The sequence below is a fragment of the Alteromonas sp. ABV4_150 genome (assembly GCF_056311745.1).
Window position 1 is genome coordinate 3,471,437 of sequence record NZ_CM149971.1, and the last position, 17,170, is coordinate 3,488,606.

A 17,170-nucleotide genomic window follows, 5' to 3' on the forward strand; every position below is an offset into this window, starting at 1 on the left:
TTGATCTTACTAAACGTTAATTACTAATCTATGGGTATCGCGTGGTTTTGTAACACTGGCAGCGTCAACGTAAACTGCGAGCCTTTGCCTAATGTAGAATACGCATTTAACGTACCGTGGTGTGCCTCTGCGATGGCTTTAGCAATGGACAAACCCAGTCCCATTCCATTGCCTTTGCGCTTTAATCTAACGAAGCGTTCAAAAACGTGCTGCAAATCGCTTGAAGAAATGCCGTCACCGTTATCAATGACTGATACGTTGATATTCGGGCCTTCACTCTCAACACGCAGCACAATGGGTGTTTCTGGATACGAGTATTTGTGCGCGTTTTCGATGAGAATGGTTAGTACCTGAGCAATTCTGTCTTTGTCCACGAGCACTTGAACCTCATTATTGGCTAGCCATTCAAGGTTTAAAACTCTTGGTTTCGTAAATTTTTGCCACAACGCAATATTTTGCGTAAGCAGGTTATGTAAATCCGATTTAACCAAATCTACTGTAAATTCGTGCATCTCGGCCCGTGCGAGCAGCAGTAAATCATCGACCAATTTACTTAAATTAACGGCTTGCTCGAGAATGGTTTCTAGCGTTTCTTTGTATATTTCATTGCTTGCTGCAGCTTGCCTGAGCGTGACCTGTGCTTCGCCGCGAATAATGGTCAGCGGCGTACGCAACTCGTGACTAACATCGGCCATGAATTGGCGACGTTTAGCGTCTTGTTTTGTTAGTTTTTCATTAGCTTCTTTTAGCGCGCGAGTGCGGCTCTCCACTTCAAACTCTAGGTGCTTGCGATGGGCATCTGCCTGATCTTCGTGCTCTTTTAAACGCGCAATCATAGAGTTAAGCGCTTTCACCAAGTCAGTAAATTCGCTGTCTAACGTTTCAGGCAATCGGTATTGATAGTTTCCTGAAGCAATGGCGTCAGTGCCTGTACGAATGACAGTAAGTGGCTGGTAAAGGGCATTAAATAGCCAGTAGCAACCCAGCAAAATGAAGGGGCAGGTAATAAGGCCCAAACTAACCGTAAACCATACAATGCTGGTGTTGAGTGTTTCGATGCTAGCGTTTATGCGCGACACCACTCCTGTTTGGCGATTTACAGCAGAGTTAATGGCTTCCCTAAACTGATTGTCGATGGTGACTTCTAATAATGTTTGAAGACGCTGTTGTTGGTTAAGCGGAGTGTTATCGTTAGCAAGCGCGATTGCCCTAAATTCAGCCACTATGCTACGAATGAGTTCTTCGAGTTCGTCAGTATCTTCTACACTCCCTAATGTTAACTCAAGCCCTAGTGCTTCACGTTGGTCAAGTTCCAGCAGCTTTATTCGGTTCAGCGAATTTTCTATCTGTTGTTGCTTATTACGTACTTTCGCTTGGTTTGCATTCTTACCAAAAATAAGCTCGTCGGTAAGCTGCTTAAAAAGTCGATAGGAAATGCTTGATAACTGCTGATGCTCAGACAGCAGCGATTGAGCTAGCTGAGCTTGGGCTAAGTTTGTACGTGTTAAATGGGCCGAAACGGCTGCACTGGCCAATGCAGTCAATAATATAAATGTGGACAGTAACCCAAACAGATAAAGTTTACGTTTGTACATGGCAACGGCATTATGATTGTTTGGCAATATATACGAGAAGATTTATGTAATGGTGCAGTTTTATTGTGATTAAACACAGTGAATGCGAGTTGAGTAAGCAATTAGCGACTAGACGTTAATGCTTTATAAATAGAAGGTTGAAAAAGACGATTTACACAAATAAGAGCGCGGACAAAGTGTGTCACTATAAAAGTACGAGCGTTATTAAGCGTGATATTAAAGCGTAAACGTTTAGCGGTTGTGATCTAACATGGTTAAGGCAATATCTGTTTGATATTGAAGTTCTTCATCTATTTTCCAGTGTTCTGGGCTCCAGCCCGCTAAGAAGCGATAAAAGTCAGCACAGGCGAAGGAATACAAATACTTCCATTCAGCAATAATTAGCGCAATGTCAGCTCGCGTGAAACGAGCTGAATTATCAGTGTTAGACAATCGAGCGTGTAGCGCATCTTTGAGCGCTTGAAAGTAAGTATTAAGCAGTGTGTCACGATGCTTGATGTGGGTTTTAGTTGATAAGGCACTGCCCAAAAAGTACGCCACATCTTTTATGCCGACACCATAACCTACATACTGAAAGTCGACGGCGGCACAGGCGGAAAAATCTTCAGTAAAACAGAAGTTAGCTACCTTAGCATCGCCATGAACTAGTGCTTGATAGTTAGCACTGGCTAACGTTTTGGCAATGCTAACTGCGTTTTGTTTTAGCAAGCCCTCTGGCATGGCTTGGAACTCATCTTCACGGGTTGCTAAATGCCAATAAGTTCCTTCATGCCATAGCGTTAAATTACAGCTCTCGAATTCACTTCTCACATTCAGAAAGCGCGCGTGAAAGTGAGCTAACCATTTTAGAACTATTTCGCATTGCACTGGGGTAAGTGAAGAGGCTGTGCGGGAGTAGCCAGTGTGCGCTAAATCTTCCATAACAAGAAGGGAGGCTTCGCCCTGTTGGCTATGCCCTATATATTTAGCTGTACGGCATAAAGCATCAGTATGCGTTTGTAATTCGCTGTAAAAACAGTTTTCAACTTTAAAAGATTGGCACTTACGATTGTGGCTAGCCTCGCCGTTCCAACCTTTGGGATGTGAAAGCGTGTTTGGCGGTGCGGCGCATTTTACTACAACCTTAGTAACTGGCTGGTAGTTGGCTTTGGGTAGAGTAGTTGGACTATCTTGTAATTGCTGAATTTCATCTATACGAGTAACGCTGACAATATTGCTGTCTTGTGCGGTGACGTCGCTAGAATAGTCTAGTGTGGCGCGAAAGCACGCACCGTAACCACTCCAAAGAGGCTGAATTAGTTGCGTATTTAATACCCGTGCATTACACACTTGGCTTAACCAATCGATATATTGCTGGTTTACCGTGTCTGACATTTCTTGCTCAATTAGAATTCGTTCTCAAAAGTTCAAAAATAAACAAAAAAGCCGCTCGAAAGCGGCTTTTGCATTCTTAAGCTAGTAAAGCACTAGCTACTGAGGTTTACTCAGTCACAGCTGCCGTCTCAACAATGTCATTTACTGATTGGGGAAGTGTTGTAGCCGCTGATGCGCGCGAGTTCGCGTGCGACATGGCTGCAGTTCTTCCCGATACAGCTAGTGCAGGTCGAGTATCGTCAGCTTTTGCCGTAAGCGCAACATCGACAAATGTGTCGTTCACCACCGCTGGCAATGCCATAGGGTGAGATGCACCACGCTTGCCTTTTCCGCTAGCGGCTAAACTAGGTGAAGTCGGCGCTGTTGTTACAGTGCGTTTTTCTTTAGTTACCGACTCAGCTGGTTTGGCTTTTTCTGCTGGTGCCTCAGTTTCAGATGGCGCATCTGCCAAGTTAATTTCAACTTGTTCTGGCGATGCTGGTTCATCTTTAGCTTCTGACGCTGTGTTTGAAGTCTCAGTATCAACAGTTTCATCTGTAGTGTCAGCGTCTGCTGCAGACGTGGTGTCTTCAGGTGTACTTGCTTGCTCAGCGCTTTCGGCTTTTTTAACCTGCTCGGTTTCAGTGGTAGCCTTGTCTTCCGCTGCAGTTTCTTGAGTTGTAGAGGGCTTATCTACTACAGGCTCTTCACTCGCTGAAGCTTCATTACCCGCTGAAGGCTCTGCATCAAACTGAAGTTCGTCCTGAACGGCTTCCACATCAAGCTTGGCTTTTTCTTGTTTGCCTTGGTTAGAAACAGGCTGTTCGTCAGCTGGTGCTAGTTGACCAGGCTCCTGTGCTTGCGTTTCTTCAACAATAGGTGCTTCAGCTTTAGCTGTCGCTTTAACTTCAACTTCAGCTTCAGGTGTTTGCGGTGAAAGCTCACCAGGCTGCTTAGCTTGAGTCTCAGCGTCGTCAACTTGCTGTGCTTCTTTCTTACGACGTTGACCTGCGGCACGAACATGGCGAGGTGAACGGCGTGAACGACCGCGACCTTCACGTTTTTGACCTTGCTCTTCACTGTTGGCTTCACTGTTCGCATCAGTAGTCGCTTCAACAGCGTCATTAGCTACTGAAGTTTGACCATCAACCTTAGCCGCATCCGATTGAGCCGCTACAGGCTTAGCGTCTACAGATTTTTCAGCTACTTGCTGTTCCGCTTGCGGCGCTGGTTTATTAGCGTCCTGCTTAGACTCAACATTACTTTCAGCTGGCGCCTGTGCTTTCTCTACTTTAGACGACTTAGGTTTTGCATCAGCTTTAGGCTTCTGCTGTACCTGTGCTTCTTTCGACGCAGGTGCTGTTTGAGCGTCATTTTGTTCTGCAGTATTTACGGCAGTGTCATCTTTTTTCACACGAACGCTGCGGCGCTTGTCACGACGTTTTCTGCGTTCAGCCACTTCACGCTTCTTCTGCGCTTGGTTTTCTTGCTGCTCGCCATCTTGCTTTTCGTGTTTAGGCTTTTGCTGTTCATCGCGAGGCTGCTGTGCTTTACGCGGCTTACGGCCTTTGTTATTGCGCTTATCGTCTTGGTCTGACCGTTGTTCTTGACGCTGGTCTTTTCGCTGATCGCCGCGCGGTTTGCGATTATCTCTCTGGTCACTATCGCGGTTTTGATCTTTGTCTTGGTCACGGCCTTTAGACTGGCTGCCACGACGGTTGTTTTTATTGCGCGGCTTGCGACGACGGTCGTCGTTATTGCGAGTGCGGTTGTTTCTATTTTGGTTACCAGATTGTGCTTTCTTGTCTTTATTGGTTTCTTCTTCGCTTTCGCTACCAAATAAGTCGCTAATCCATTTGCCAAAGCGTGCAAACAGCGAAGGCACGTCGTCAGCTTTCTTTGCCGGCTCTTCTTTCGGCGCTACAACAGGTGCAGCCGTTGGCGCAACAAGCCCTTTAAGCGCGGGTTCTTCGCGTTTAACTGGTGCCGTGGTTGTCGTTTCTGTTTCAGCTTCTACTGCAGGCATTAGCTCTACGTCGTAGCTTGCGTCAGACACAACATCGTCCGGACGACGACGCAATACTTGGTAATGAGGTGTATCCAAGTTTGCATTAGGAATAAGCAGTAAATCTACGCCATGACGCTTTTCAAGAAGCTGGATTGACTTACGCTTTTCGTTAAGTAGGTAGGTCGCAACTGGAACCGGCAACTGTGCTTCAATTTGCCCTGTATTTTCTTTGATGCTTTCTTCTTCCAAAATACGAAGAATAGACAGCGCTAAAGATTCTGTACCGCGAATAGTACCGTGACCAGAACAGCGAGGGCACACGTGGTGCGCTGATTCACCTAGAGAAGGGCGTAAACGCTGGCGAGACATTTCCAAAAGACCAAAGCGAGAAATGCGACCCAGTTGTACACGTGCTCTGTCGCTTCTTACCGCGTCTTTCATGCGGTTTTCGACTTCACGTTGGTGACGTACTGGTGTCATGTCGATGAAGTCAATAACAACCAAGCCACCTAAGTCGCGAAGACGCAACTGACGAGCAATTTCGTCTGCCGCTTCTAGGTTTGTGTTAAGCGCTGTTTCTTCAATATCACCGCCTTTTGTTGCGCGGGCAGAGTTGATATCAATAGAGGTTAGTGCTTCAGTAGGGTCGATAACAATTGAGCCACCAGACGGTAAACGCACTTCGCGTTGGAACGCAGACTCAATTTGGCTTTCGATTTGGTAGTGGCTAAATAATGGTACTTCACCACGATAAAGCTTTACACGATTTGCAAAGTCAGGGCGCACTAGCTGAATGTGCTGTAGCGCTTGCTCATAAATGCTGGTTTTATCGATAAGAATTTCACCGATATCACGACGTAAATAGTCACGGATAGCGCGAACAATAACGTTACTTTCTTGGTGAATTAAGAAAGGAGCTTCGCGCTCTTCAGCTACCTCTGAAATCGCTTCCCAGTGTTTAAGCAGAACTTTTAAATCCCACTCTAATTCTTCGTATGACTTACCTACACCGGCAGTACGCACAATTAGGCCCATACCTTCAGGAAGGTCTAATTTGCTTAGTGATTCTTTAAGCTCAGTACGCTCGTCGCCTTCAATACGACGAGAGATGCCGCCAGCGCGTGGATTATTCGGCATAAGCACCAAATAGCTACCCGCAAGCGATAGGAAGGTAGTTAAAGCCGCACCTTTTTGGCCACGCTCTTCTTTGTCGATTTGAATAATAACTTCTTGGCCTTCCTTGATTACATCTTTGATGTTTGGACGGCCTTCGAATTTGTAACCTTTTGGGAAATAAGTGCGGGCAATTTCTTTTAGAGGGAGGAAACCGTGACGCTCTGCGCCGTAGTCGACAAAAGCGGCTTCTAAGCTTGGTTCAACGCGGGTAATTTTACCTTTGTAGATGTTCGCTTTTTTCTGCTCGTGCCCTGGGCTTTCAATATCTAAATCGTACAACCGCTGCCCATCAACAAGGGCAACGCGCAACTCTTCTTGCTGAGTTGCATTAATTAACATTCTTTTCATTGTATCTAACTCTGTTTTAGTACAGCCGTTAAGACACAAAATTAAAGTGACATGTGCAAACCCTCACCGCGCAACCTCACGGCTGGACGGGGACCTTGTTGTTGCGTCGCATTATCCCTGGTGGTTGGCCATGTCAGCACCGTTTTTAGTGCTTAGTTTCAACTGTTTTCGCTAGTGCCTTATTTTCAGGCAAAATCGCTAGCGAATTGTAATGGCCACACTGCTTTAAGGATGTCGGGAGCGACTAGCCCTTATTACTGTATTCTTTTTTACGAGCATTTTTATATGCTCGCTAGTCATTTAATTCTGTTAGTTAACGGCAAACTTATTTTATGTTCGCAAGCAATGGCGGTTGCTTTATCACGGCAGTGTAGTCGTTGCCTCTCTAGCTTGGTTGGTCTGAAAAATGTTTTTTCATTGCGGATGCTACCAACGCGAACGCCATACTTTTTCGTTTTACAAGTGTGAGTAGCATCGTCGTTCTTTGTAGATTGCTATCTCGTTCTCGTTTGTTGTTTTTATAACGCTGAGTTTCACGTTTCTGAAAGGGCTTTTTTTACCACTTACTGTCAAAAACTAAATTGTGAATATTACCGTTCAAAAAACGACGTTAATTATCGCACCAAAACCGCAAATTTAGCAAGGAAAGCAAGTGAATAAATTGTGTATATCTCAATAAGTAGGCTGTGTACTGAGTACAGACGAATGGTAAAAAATTGCCTTTGGTTAAAATTGCGACGATAAATGCTTTTTTCAATTATTTATCACTTTCAATTAGCCCAGAGAAATACCAATGAGGTATACTCTGGGCATGAAAGAAGAAGCCCCCAAAAAAGTACGTTTTGTAACGGTTGAAGCCGATTTGGCTGGTCAACGTATCGATAACTTTTTGCGTACGCAGTTAAAAGGCGTGCCCAAAAGTATGATCTATCGCATTTTACGCAAAGGTGAAGTGCGAGTGAACAAAGGTCGTGTTAAGCCTGAATACAAACTACAAGCCGACGATTTAATCAGAATTCCACCGGTTCGCGTGTCGGAAGGTGCACCGGCTCCATCGCCTAAACTCGATAAAATTGCAGCACTTGAGTCGCACATCCTATTCGAAGACGACCGTATACTTGTTATCAACAAGCCTTCGGGAATGGCCGTGCACGGTGGTAGCGGTTTAAGTTTTGGTCTCATAGAGGGTTTAAGAGCCTTGCGACCCGATGCCAAGTTTATGGAGTTGGTACATAGACTTGACCGAGATACCTCTGGCTGTATTTTAATTGCTAAGAAGCGTTCTGCCCTTCGTCACATGCACGAGCAACTTCGCACGGGTAAAATGGACAAGCGTTATAATGCACTGGTTGCAGGCGAATGGCCTAAAAGCCGATTTAAAGTTAAAGCACCGCTTCGCAAGAACGTGCTGCAATCGGGCGAGCGCATGGTAAGTGTAAGTGATGACGGTAAGCCTTCTGAAACGCGCTATCGCATATTAGAAGAGTACGCAGGAGCTACCCTAGTTGAGGCATCGCCCATTACAGGCAGAACTCACCAAATTCGCGTTCACTGTTTGCATGCGGGTCATCCTATTGCTTGTGACCCAAAATACGGCGATGCAGATTTTGACGCAGCGATGCGCCAAAAAGGGCTTAATAGACTTTTCCTTCACGCTCGCAGTATTTCACTGATACATCCGGCAACAGAAGAGCGGGTGACCTTTACTGCAGCCTTAGACGACACTCTCTCAAATACACTTAAAGCGCTGTAAAATATGCATTCAAAGAACCAGGCTGTGGAAACACAGCCTCTCACTTCGTTAGGTGAAAAACTACCTAAGTACAAACTTGTTATCTTTGATTGGGATGGCACGCTCATGGACTCGGCTGCTAAAATCGTCAGCTGTATGCAGCTTGCTGCAAAGCAGTGCAATATGCCAATTCCTACCTATGACGAAGTAGGCCACATTATTGGTATAAGTTTAAAGCCCGCCATCAAGCAACTTTTTAAAATTGAAGACGATGAGTTAGCCGATCGTTTAGTGGCAGCGTACAAAGAAGCGTTTGTTACCCGCGATACAACACCGTGCCCGCTATTTGAGGGCGTGGAGCAGCTACTTGTTAATTTGAAAGAAGCAGGATGTACACTAGCCGTGGCGACGGGAAAAGCGCGCCGCGGTCTTGATAGAGCGTGGGCACAAACAGGGACAGAGCGTTTCTTTAGTGCGTCACGTACCGCCGATGAGGCAGAATCAAAGCCTTCACCCGACATGCTGCTACAGTTACTTGATGAACTTAGTGTAAAAATAGAAGACGCCGTGATGATTGGTGACACAACCTACGACATGCAAATGGCCAAAACCATTGGAATGGATAGAATAGGGGTGTCATACGGTGTGCACGCGCAGGTTCATTTAGAAGCATTATCACCTGTGGCACTTGTACACTCTATAAGTGAACTAAAAACAGCGCTATTTAAATAGCGCTGCTCTAACAGAATTAGTGGCTTACTGCGCTGCCATTGCTAATAAATCGACATTGAAGTGTACACTCAGTAATTCATTTAGCAGCATTATAGGAAGACCTATTAAACTGTTAGGGTCGCGGCTTTCTATTTTATCGAACAGTAATACACCCAAACCTTCGCTTTTAAAACTGCCGGCGCAATCAAGTGGTTGCTCTTTATCGACATAGGCGCGAATGGCAGCTTCACTGTTATAGCGAAACAAAACGTGTGTTTCATCTACCTGTGTTATCGTTTTATTGGCGCTAGGTTGGTGAAGGCAAAGTGCGGTATAAAATGCCACTTGTTTACCTTGGCACGCGATTAGTTGCTTTACTGCATTTTCAGACGTACCCGGTTTGCCAAGTAACTGCGGGCCCGCATCGGTTTGGACCAAAGCTACTTGATCACTACCTATGATAATGGTGTCGTTATTTATCTTTTCTAATTCAGCGGCAACCTTGTGCGCCTTTTGTTCGGCTAAACGTAAACTCAATGCAGTAGGGCTTTCGTTCGCAAAGGGCGTTTCGTCAATATCTGGTGCGTGGGTGTCTACCTGAATACCAATGTTGGCGAGCAACATCTTTCGGTATTGCGATGATGAGGCGAGAACGAGGGAAGCCACAATTACTCCTTTTATAAAATCAATATGTTGCGTACTTTCAGTTAGTAGTACAATGTTACATTATCACTGCGCGCCACATACAGCGTTTTATTGTAGGTTAAAACGCAATTTTGCTTTGACAGGGAGGGGTTGACCCTATATCATGCGCGCCCTATGCAGAAAGTGAAACTCCCTCATTCGGTTGAACCGACTAAAAGTGCCATGAAACGTTCCGATTACCGGGGCGTGATTGCGTCTAAAGATATGGAACGATTGAGTGAAGCAGTTGTCCGATGCAGTGACTATGTGGACGCAGAAGTGCAGTTCGAAAAAGACGCGCAGGGTCTTACTGTTTTTCACGGTCATTTAGCCACGCAGGTAACACTTATCTGTCAAAGGTGTAATGGTGAACTCGATTATCCCGTGGAAGCGGAATTCTGTTTTACTCCAGTGCAGGGAGAAGAACAGGAAAGCGATGACATCATTCCCGAGGCTTACGAACCGGTAGAGGTCAACGACCACGGAGAAGTTAATCTGCTTCAAATTTTTGAAGACGAGCTACTGTTATCTTTGCCAATTGTGCCCCTTCATGCAGAGTCGGAGTGTACAGTGAAGCAAGACGATATGTCGTTTGGAAAGATTGAACCGGAACAAGAGCGACAAAACCCTTTCGCGGTTTTGAAAGAACTTAAGCGAGACCAGGAGTAAGTTATGGCAGTACAACAAAATCGTAAAACGCGTTCTAAGCGCGGTATGCGTCGCTCACACGATGCATTGACAGGCGCGACTTTGTCTGTCGATTCAACGTCGGGCGAAACTCACCGTCGTCACCACGTGACCGCTGACGGTTATTATAAAGGCAAGAAAGTAATCGGCGCGTAATACGGCGACTACATTTTGTCTAAACTAACCATCGCGTTAGATATCATGGGGGGCGATCATGGTCCCCCTGTTATCCTTTCTGCAGCCGTAAAGGCTATCCAACTTCATCCCGATGTGCATTTCACATTGTGCGGTGACGAAAAAATTATCAGCTCGAGCCTACAACCCCTTACCAATGTTGAACGCAACCGCGTTACTATAAAGCATTGCTCACAAGTGGTTGAAATGGGCGAAGCGCCTACATCAGCGCTACGAAATAAAAAAGACTCTTCTATGCGTCGCGTTATCGAACTCGTTGAGAGCGGTGAAGCAGATGCGTGCGTAAGTGCAGGTAATACCGGTGCACTACTTACCTTGTCTTTCTACTTACTAAAAACCTTATCAGGCATTGATAGGCCAGCGCTTATCAATATGATGCCTACGACAGGACACCATGACGTTTTTCTCCTTGATTTAGGCGCTAATGTAAACTGCACGCCCGAGATTCTTTTTCAGTATGGCGTTATGGGCTCAGTGCTTGCGCAAGAGGTGGCGGGTATAGCATCGCCACGGGTGGCCTTATTGAACGTGGGCGAAGAAGATATTAAAGGTAACGCGCAGGTAAAATCTGCCGACCAGCTTTTTAAAGACGCGCCAGGCATAAACTATATTGGTTATGTAGAAGGTGACGACATTTTCACCGATCATGCCGATGTAGTGGTAACTGACGGTTTTACCGGAAATGTAGCGCTTAAATCAAGCGAAGGACTGGCTAAGTTAGTGATAAACGAAGTAAAACGCCAGTCACAGAAGAACTTTTATACCCGATTATTGGCAAAAATTGCCTTCCCGTTACTGAAATCTATCTATAACAGCGTGAACCCCGACCAGTATAACGGTGCGAGTCTGATAGGATTGCGCGGCATTGTTATCAAGAGTCACGGAAATGCACAAAAAGACGCCTTTTATTACGCCATCGTGCAAGCAATGAAAGAAGCAAAGATGCATTTACCTGAAAAGATAAAGACAAAGATAGAAACGGTATTGTTGGAGCAGCTTTGAGCAAATATTCACGCTTTATAGGAACAGGTAGCTATTATCCCAGCGACGTGCGTACAAACGCAGATTTAGAGCAAATGGTGGACACCAGTGACGAATGGATCACTGACCGTACCGGGATAAAAGAGCGACGTATTATTGGAGCAGATGAAACCGCTGCTACCATGGGGGCAGAAGCCAGTAAGAAAGCCATTGAAATGGCTGGCATAGACCCGAAATCTATCGACATGATTGTGTGCGCTACCACGAGTGGTCGCTATGCGCTTCCAAGCACAGCATGTGAAATTCAACGCATTCTAGATATTGACGGTATTCCTGCATTTGACGTAGCTGCTGCGTGTGCAGGCTATTGCTACGCATTAAGTGTTGCCGATCAATACATTAAGTCTGGCATGGCGAAACGTATTCTTGTAGTCGGTACCGACTGTTTGAGCCGCTTGATAAACCCTGAAGACAGAACCATGGTTATCTTGTTTGGCGATGCGGCAGGCGCGACGATTATTGAAGCCAGTGATGAACCTGGCATTCTTTCCACACATATCAACGCATCAGGCTCTCACGGCGATTTGCTGTACGTGGGTAATCCAACCCGTGGTGACGAGCAGTCGGTTCACGAGAACTGGGGTGTGATGCGTGGTAATGAAGTCTTTAAGGTTGCGGTAACCAAGCTTTCAGAAGTGGTTGAACAAACCCTTGCTGCTAACGGTATGCAAAAATCTGATCTTGACTGGTTAGTACCTCACCAAGCAAACTTTAGAATTATTAAAGCGACAGCTAAAAAGCTGAATATGTCTCTTGATCAAGTAGTGCTTACGTTAGAGCAGTATGGTAATACCTCTGCTGCTACTGTGCCTACAGCGCTTGATACAGCTATCAGAGACGGGCGCATTCAACGCGGACAGCATTTATTACTGGAAGCATTCGGAGGCGGATTTGCTTGGGCATCAGCGCTTGTACGCTATTAGCCTTGGTGATTTTTGCCTCGATAGGGGCACTCCATCTCCGACGTTTTCTCGTTTCTAGTAAATTAAAAATAATAAGGAATCGACATGACAAAGACAGCCTGTGTATTTCCAGGACAAGGTTCTCAAAGCGTAGGTATGCTAAAAGAACTTGCTGAGACTTCTCCTATTATCGAAGCAACGTTTAAAGAAGCCTCTGACGCGCTCGGCTACGACCTGTGGGATTTAGTCCAAAACGATGCAGACGGTAAACTCAACGAAACCCATATCACTCAGCCAGCGCTGCTTGCTGCTAGCGTAGCAATTTGGCGTGTTATCCGCGAACAGGGCATCGATGTAGATTACCTAGCGGGTCACAGCCTTGGTGAGTACTCAGCATTAGTATGTGGCGGCGCCATGGATTTTGCTGATGCTATCAAGCTTGTGGAAGCCCGTGGTAAATACATGCAAGAAGCTGTACCAGCAGGTGCAGGTGCCATGTATGCCATTATCGGATTAGACGACGCTGCCATTGCTGATATTTGTCAGCAAACTGCGATTGCTACAGGCGATGTGGTTGCACCAGTTAACTTTAACTCTCCAGGCCAAGTGGTTATTGCAGGGGAAAAGAACGCTGCAGAGCAAGCTGCTAATGCGTGTAAAGAAGCGGGCGCAAAGCGCGCACTTCCTCTTGCGGTAAGCGTTCCCTCACACTGTGAGTTAATGCGTCCTGCAGCAGATAAGTTAGAAGACGCGTTATCGTCATTGAACGTTAATGAGCCTGCAATCAATATTGTGAATAATGTTGATGTCACCATTGAAACCCAAGGTGATGCAATTAAAAACGCATTAGTTAGACAGCTTTATTGCCCCGTTCAATGGACACGTACTGTTGAATATCTTGCGGCAGCGGGCGTTGAGCGCGTTATTGAAGTAGGTCCAGGTAAAGTACTTACCGGACTAAACAAACGTATTGATAAGAGCCTTACGTCTCTTGCAGTTAATACACCTGATGGTGTTGAAGCATTAAAACAATAAGGAAACGCAATGAGTCAATTAGACGGTAAAATTGCGCTTGTTACTGGCGCAAGCCGAGGTATAGGTAAAGCGATTGCCACACAACTTGCACAACAAGGTGCTACGGTTATCGGTACCGCAACCAGTGAAAACGGTGCGCAAACAATCAGCGACTATCTTTCTGAGTTTGGCGGCAAGGGCTTTGCGCTAAATGTCACTGACAAAGAAAGCGTTGATACAACATTAAAAGCAATTAACGAAGCTTTTGGTAGCATCGATATCTTGGTCAATAATGCAGGTATCACACGTGATAATCTGCTAATGCGCATGAAAGATGACGAGTGGCAGGATATTATCGCCACCAATTTAACTTCTATTTTTACAATGTCAAAAGCGGTGCTTCGCGGTATGATGAAGAAACGCTGTGGTCGCATTGTAAATATTGGTTCAGTGGTGGGCAGTGCGGGCAATGCTGGCCAAGCAAACTATGCTGCAGCGAAAGCAGGGGTCATTGGTTTTTCTAAATCGATGGCTCGTGAAGTAGCTTCTCGTGGTATCACCATCAACGTTGTAGCGCCTGGTTTTATCGATACCGATATGACAAAAGCGCTGACCGATGACCAAAAAGAAGCCATTTTCAAAGATATTCCGGCGAACCGTTTAGGTGCGCCTGATGAAATTGCAGCCACTGTTGCCTTTTTAGTGAGCGATGGTGCAGCCTATATTACAGGCGAAACTATCCATGTAAATGGTGGTATGTATATGGGGTAAATTCGCAAAAATTGCGAATTTTCCTTAGTTTGGGGTGGTATTTACCCGAACTTGGATGTAAAAATAGTATTTTACGAATTTCGAATGTCGCTGGTTTGACCAGAAAATTTGTTTAAACTGGTGCTTGCAAGGATGCACCTTGCAAAATAAACTAGCGGCACTTTTATTATCTAGTGACGTTTAAGGGAAACCTAGAATTATGAGTAACATTGAAGAACGCGTTAAGAAAATCATTGTTGAACAACTTGGCGTGAAAGAAGAAGAAGTAAAAGCAGAAGCTTCATTCGTTGACGATTTAGGCGCTGATTCACTTGACACTGTTGAGCTAGTGATGGCTTTGGAAGAAGAATTCGATACTGAAATTCCTGACGAAGAAGCAGAAAAAATTACTACTGTTCAGTCTGCAATTGACTACATCAACGCTAACAAAGACGCTTAAGTCTTAAGTAGCGACAAAGCGGCTCTTCTTACAGAGCCGTTTTTGTATCTCCTACCTTAGTTCCAAAGCGAGGGCTTTTTGTGACAAAACGTCGCGTAGTGGTTACTGGTCTTGGAATGCTTTCACCATTAGGTCTTAATAGCGAAGACACATGGCGCAAATTGCTCGCGGGCGAAAGCGGCATTGGTGAAATCACCCATTTCGATTGTAGTAACTATTCAACCCGTTTCGCAGGTCAAATTAACGATTTTGATCCGCAGGAATACATTGAAAAGAAAGAAACCAAGAAAATGGACCGCTTTATCCAGCTGGGTATTGCAGCAGGCAAGCAAGCCTTGGTCGATTCTGGTTTAACTGTTTCACAAGATAATGCGCATCGCGTAGGTGTAGCTATTGGTTCAGGTATTGGTGGTTTAGAGCAAATTGAACAAAACCATTTAAAACTGACAAATAGCGGACCTAAGCGCGTATCGCCATTCTTTGTACCTTCAACCATTACCAACATGATTTCAGGCTTTTTGTCTATCATGGAAGGGTTGAAAGGACCGAATTTAAACGTTGTGACTGCGTGTACTACAGGCGTTCACAACATTGGTATTGCCGCAAGAACGATTGCTTACGGCGATGCTGATGCCATGCTAGCCGGAGGCGCAGAAGCGTCTATTACGCCGTTAGGTATGGCTGGCTTTGCCGCAGCACGTGCGTTGTCTTCTCGCAACGACAACCCACAAGCAGCAAGCCGCCCATGGGATAAAGACCGCGATGGTTTTGTCATGGGTGAGGGCGCTGGCGTGGTAATGCTAGAAGAATATGAAGCCGCAAAAGCGCGTGGTGCGACCATATATGCTGAGCTTGTTGGTTTTGGCATGAGCGGCGACGCATACCACATGACATCTCCACCTGAAGATGGTGAAGGCGCGGCCGCATCTATGCAAAACGCAATAAACGACGCGAAGATGGATGCAAGCGAAATTGGCTATGTTAACGCACATGGTACGTCTACGCCCGCAGGTGATATAGCTGAAGTAGCTGCGGTAAAACGTGTGTTTAACGATCACGCTCACAAGTTACTTGTTAGTTCTACCAAGTCAATGACAGGTCATTTACTTGGTGCAGCGGGTTCGGTTGAGGCAATTTTCACTATTTTGGCACTGCGTGACAAAATGGCGCCGCCAACCATTAACTTGGATGAACCAGGTGAAGGCTGCGACTTAGACTTTGTTGCACACAAAGCGAAAGCATTCAATGAAGACTACGCACTGTGTAACTCATTCGGGTTTGGTGGTACGAACGGCTCATTGATTTTCAAGCGTATCTAATACGGCGTAACTAATATAGCGTAATTATCGCTGATTAAGTGAACTTCACGCAAAGTTAAAAGGCAGCTTCGGCTGCCTTTTGTTGTTTATACAGTTAAATCTCACAGTGAATATCATAAAACTCAGGTCTCTTTGAGCACCGCTACAGCCAAATCAATTCAGCTAGTCATTGTTTGGCAAACGCAAGTTGGTATACTTCCCTCAACCACAATAACGGCGAACAAGAGTAGGCAGTGAGAATTATTCCTAGCGCTACGCCTATTTCATCAAGTGACAGGGCGTTTAACTATGGCGACGGTGTGTTTACCACATTGTTGGTAAGTGAACATCAAGTAGAATTATTGCCTTATCATATTTCACGTTTAGAGCACGATGCGGCAGCCATCAAGCTCAATATTGATATCCGCGCGCTTGAAGTTGCAATTGCTGAACAAGTTAAGGCCATAAAGAACGGTTCAGGTGATAACGCGTCTTTAAAATATGTGCTAAAAGTTCACGTGTCGGGAGGTCAAGCCGGAAGAGGGTATGCGCGAAGCGAAGACAGTGAAGCATTAATCAGATTTAGCCAGCACCCTTACCCTGTCCATTACGATAGTCTTACGAATGAAGGGGCAACGGTAATTTGCGCTCAAACACGGTTAGCCATTCAACCATTGCTTGCGGGTGTAAAGCATATGAACAGGCTAGAACAAGTCTTAGTTAAGCACGAAGTAGACGACGCTGGCGCACACGATGCTATTGTTTGCGATACCCAAGATAACATTATTGAAGCCAGTGCTGGCAATGTATTTTTCTACCTCAATGAACAATGGTATACCCCGTCTTTGAAAGGAAGCGGTGTCAATGGCGTAGTCAGGCAGTGTCTTATTGATTCGCTGTTAAATGACAATTGTTCGCTTCACGTGGGGGAATATGACCTTTCTTATTTGCGAAAAGCGAGTGCAGTGGTAATTACCAATGCACTAATGGGCGTAATGCCGGTACAGAAAATACAAATGCCGGATTTCTCTTATGTCGATTTTGATGTAAGAAGCGATGCGATTGTAGCGCTAAAGAAACGGCTTCAGACTGCGCTTCAAAATTAACTAAAACGCACTTCTTACAACGGGGTTCGTCAACGTTTTACGAGCTTCACCAGATTAGTAGTAAAAAGAAATAAAATGGAATGTAAAGCAATGAAGAAAGGGGAAGTTCA

At 45.4% G+C, this 17,170-nt stretch carries 15 protein-coding genes; 11 read left to right on the forward strand and 4 right to left on the reverse strand.

Going from position 1 to position 17,170, the window contains the following annotated elements:
- Positions 1–23: 23 nt before the first annotated feature.
- From ACYX4M_RS15045 to rne, 3 genes are all read right to left on the reverse strand, one after another.
- A complete protein-coding gene (locus tag ACYX4M_RS15045) occupies positions 24–1,595 on the reverse strand; it encodes a sensor histidine kinase (RefSeq protein WP_476080719.1) in 1,572 nt (523 codons plus the stop codon).
- A 231-nt stretch (positions 1,596–1,826) separates the two neighbouring features.
- Complete coding sequence (locus ACYX4M_RS15050) at positions 1,827–2,969, reverse strand: phosphotransferase (protein WP_476080720.1); 1,143 nt, start codon at positions 2,967–2,969, stop codon at positions 1,827–1,829.
- A 106-nt stretch (positions 2,970–3,075) separates the two neighbouring features.
- On the reverse strand, positions 3,076–6,480 hold the full coding sequence (rne, locus tag ACYX4M_RS15055) for a ribonuclease E (protein WP_476080721.1): 3,405 nt from the start codon (positions 6,478–6,480) through the stop codon (positions 3,076–3,078).
- A gap of 811 nt (positions 6,481–7,291) precedes the next feature.
- On the opposite strand from rne, the gene rluC reads away from it, so the two are divergent.
- Together rluC and ACYX4M_RS15065 are read left to right on the forward strand one after the other, a co-directional pair.
- Positions 7,292–8,233 carry a 23S rRNA pseudouridine(955/2504/2580) synthase RluC gene (gene rluC, locus ACYX4M_RS15060; protein WP_476082890.1) on the forward strand — a complete coding sequence of 314 codons (942 nt, stop codon included), beginning with the start codon at positions 7,292–7,294 and terminating at the stop codon, positions 8,231–8,233.
- Between the two features lie 3 nt (positions 8,234–8,236).
- Positions 8,237–8,944: an HAD family hydrolase gene (locus ACYX4M_RS15065; RefSeq protein ID WP_476080722.1), complete on the forward strand. Its 708-nt coding sequence runs from the start codon at positions 8,237–8,239 to the stop codon at positions 8,942–8,944.
- A gap of 24 nt (positions 8,945–8,968) precedes the next feature.
- Here ACYX4M_RS15065 and ACYX4M_RS15070 read toward each other — a convergent pair whose 3' ends face one another.
- Entirely contained in the window at positions 8,969–9,589 is a 621-nt protein-coding gene (locus ACYX4M_RS15070; RefSeq protein WP_476080723.1) for a Maf family protein, read from the reverse strand.
- A gap of 153 nt (positions 9,590–9,742) precedes the next feature.
- On the opposite strand from ACYX4M_RS15070, the gene yceD reads away from it, so the two are divergent.
- From yceD to pabC, 9 genes are all read left to right on the forward strand, one after another.
- Positions 9,743–10,276 (forward strand): 23S rRNA accumulation protein YceD, encoded by a 534-nt coding sequence (gene yceD, locus ACYX4M_RS15075; protein ID WP_179983187.1) that lies wholly within the window; start codon positions 9,743–9,745, stop codon positions 10,274–10,276.
- 3 nt (positions 10,277–10,279) lie between these two features.
- Positions 10,280–10,450 carry a 50S ribosomal protein L32 gene (gene rpmF / locus ACYX4M_RS15080; RefSeq protein WP_012518206.1) on the forward strand — a complete coding sequence of 57 codons (171 nt, stop codon included), beginning with the start codon at positions 10,280–10,282 and terminating at the stop codon, positions 10,448–10,450.
- Positions 10,451–10,465: 15 nt separating this feature from the next.
- The gene (plsX, locus tag ACYX4M_RS15085; RefSeq protein ID WP_476080724.1) at positions 10,466–11,491 is read left to right on the forward strand and encodes a phosphate acyltransferase PlsX; all 1,026 of its coding nucleotides are present in this window, start codon (positions 10,466–10,468) and stop codon (positions 11,489–11,491) included.
- On the forward strand, positions 11,488–12,453 hold the full coding sequence (locus ACYX4M_RS15090; protein WP_014949212.1) for a beta-ketoacyl-ACP synthase III: 966 nt from the start codon (positions 11,488–11,490) through the stop codon (positions 12,451–12,453). Before plsX ends, ACYX4M_RS15090 begins: the two co-directional genes overlap by 4 nt.
- 84 nt (positions 12,454–12,537) lie before the next feature.
- Positions 12,538–13,467 carry an ACP S-malonyltransferase gene (fabD, locus tag ACYX4M_RS15095; protein ID WP_476080725.1) on the forward strand — a complete coding sequence of 310 codons (930 nt, stop codon included), beginning with the start codon at positions 12,538–12,540 and terminating at the stop codon, positions 13,465–13,467.
- 9 nt (positions 13,468–13,476) lie between these two features.
- The gene (fabG, locus tag ACYX4M_RS15100; RefSeq protein WP_476080726.1) at positions 13,477–14,217 is read left to right on the forward strand and encodes a 3-oxoacyl-ACP reductase FabG; all 741 of its coding nucleotides are present in this window, start codon (positions 13,477–13,479) and stop codon (positions 14,215–14,217) included.
- A 199-nt stretch (positions 14,218–14,416) separates the two neighbouring features.
- Positions 14,417–14,656: an acyl carrier protein gene (gene acpP / locus ACYX4M_RS15105; protein WP_012518211.1), complete on the forward strand. Its 240-nt coding sequence runs from the start codon at positions 14,417–14,419 to the stop codon at positions 14,654–14,656.
- 80 nt (positions 14,657–14,736) lie between these two features.
- Positions 14,737–15,975, forward strand: a complete 1,239-nt coding sequence (fabF, locus tag ACYX4M_RS15110) for a beta-ketoacyl-ACP synthase II (RefSeq protein ID WP_423077872.1) — start codon at positions 14,737–14,739, stop codon at positions 15,973–15,975.
- A gap of 233 nt (positions 15,976–16,208) precedes the next feature.
- Complete coding sequence (pabC, locus tag ACYX4M_RS15115) at positions 16,209–17,060, forward strand: aminodeoxychorismate lyase (protein ID WP_476080727.1); 852 nt, start codon at positions 16,209–16,211, stop codon at positions 17,058–17,060.
- Positions 17,061–17,170: the final 110 nt, after the last annotated feature.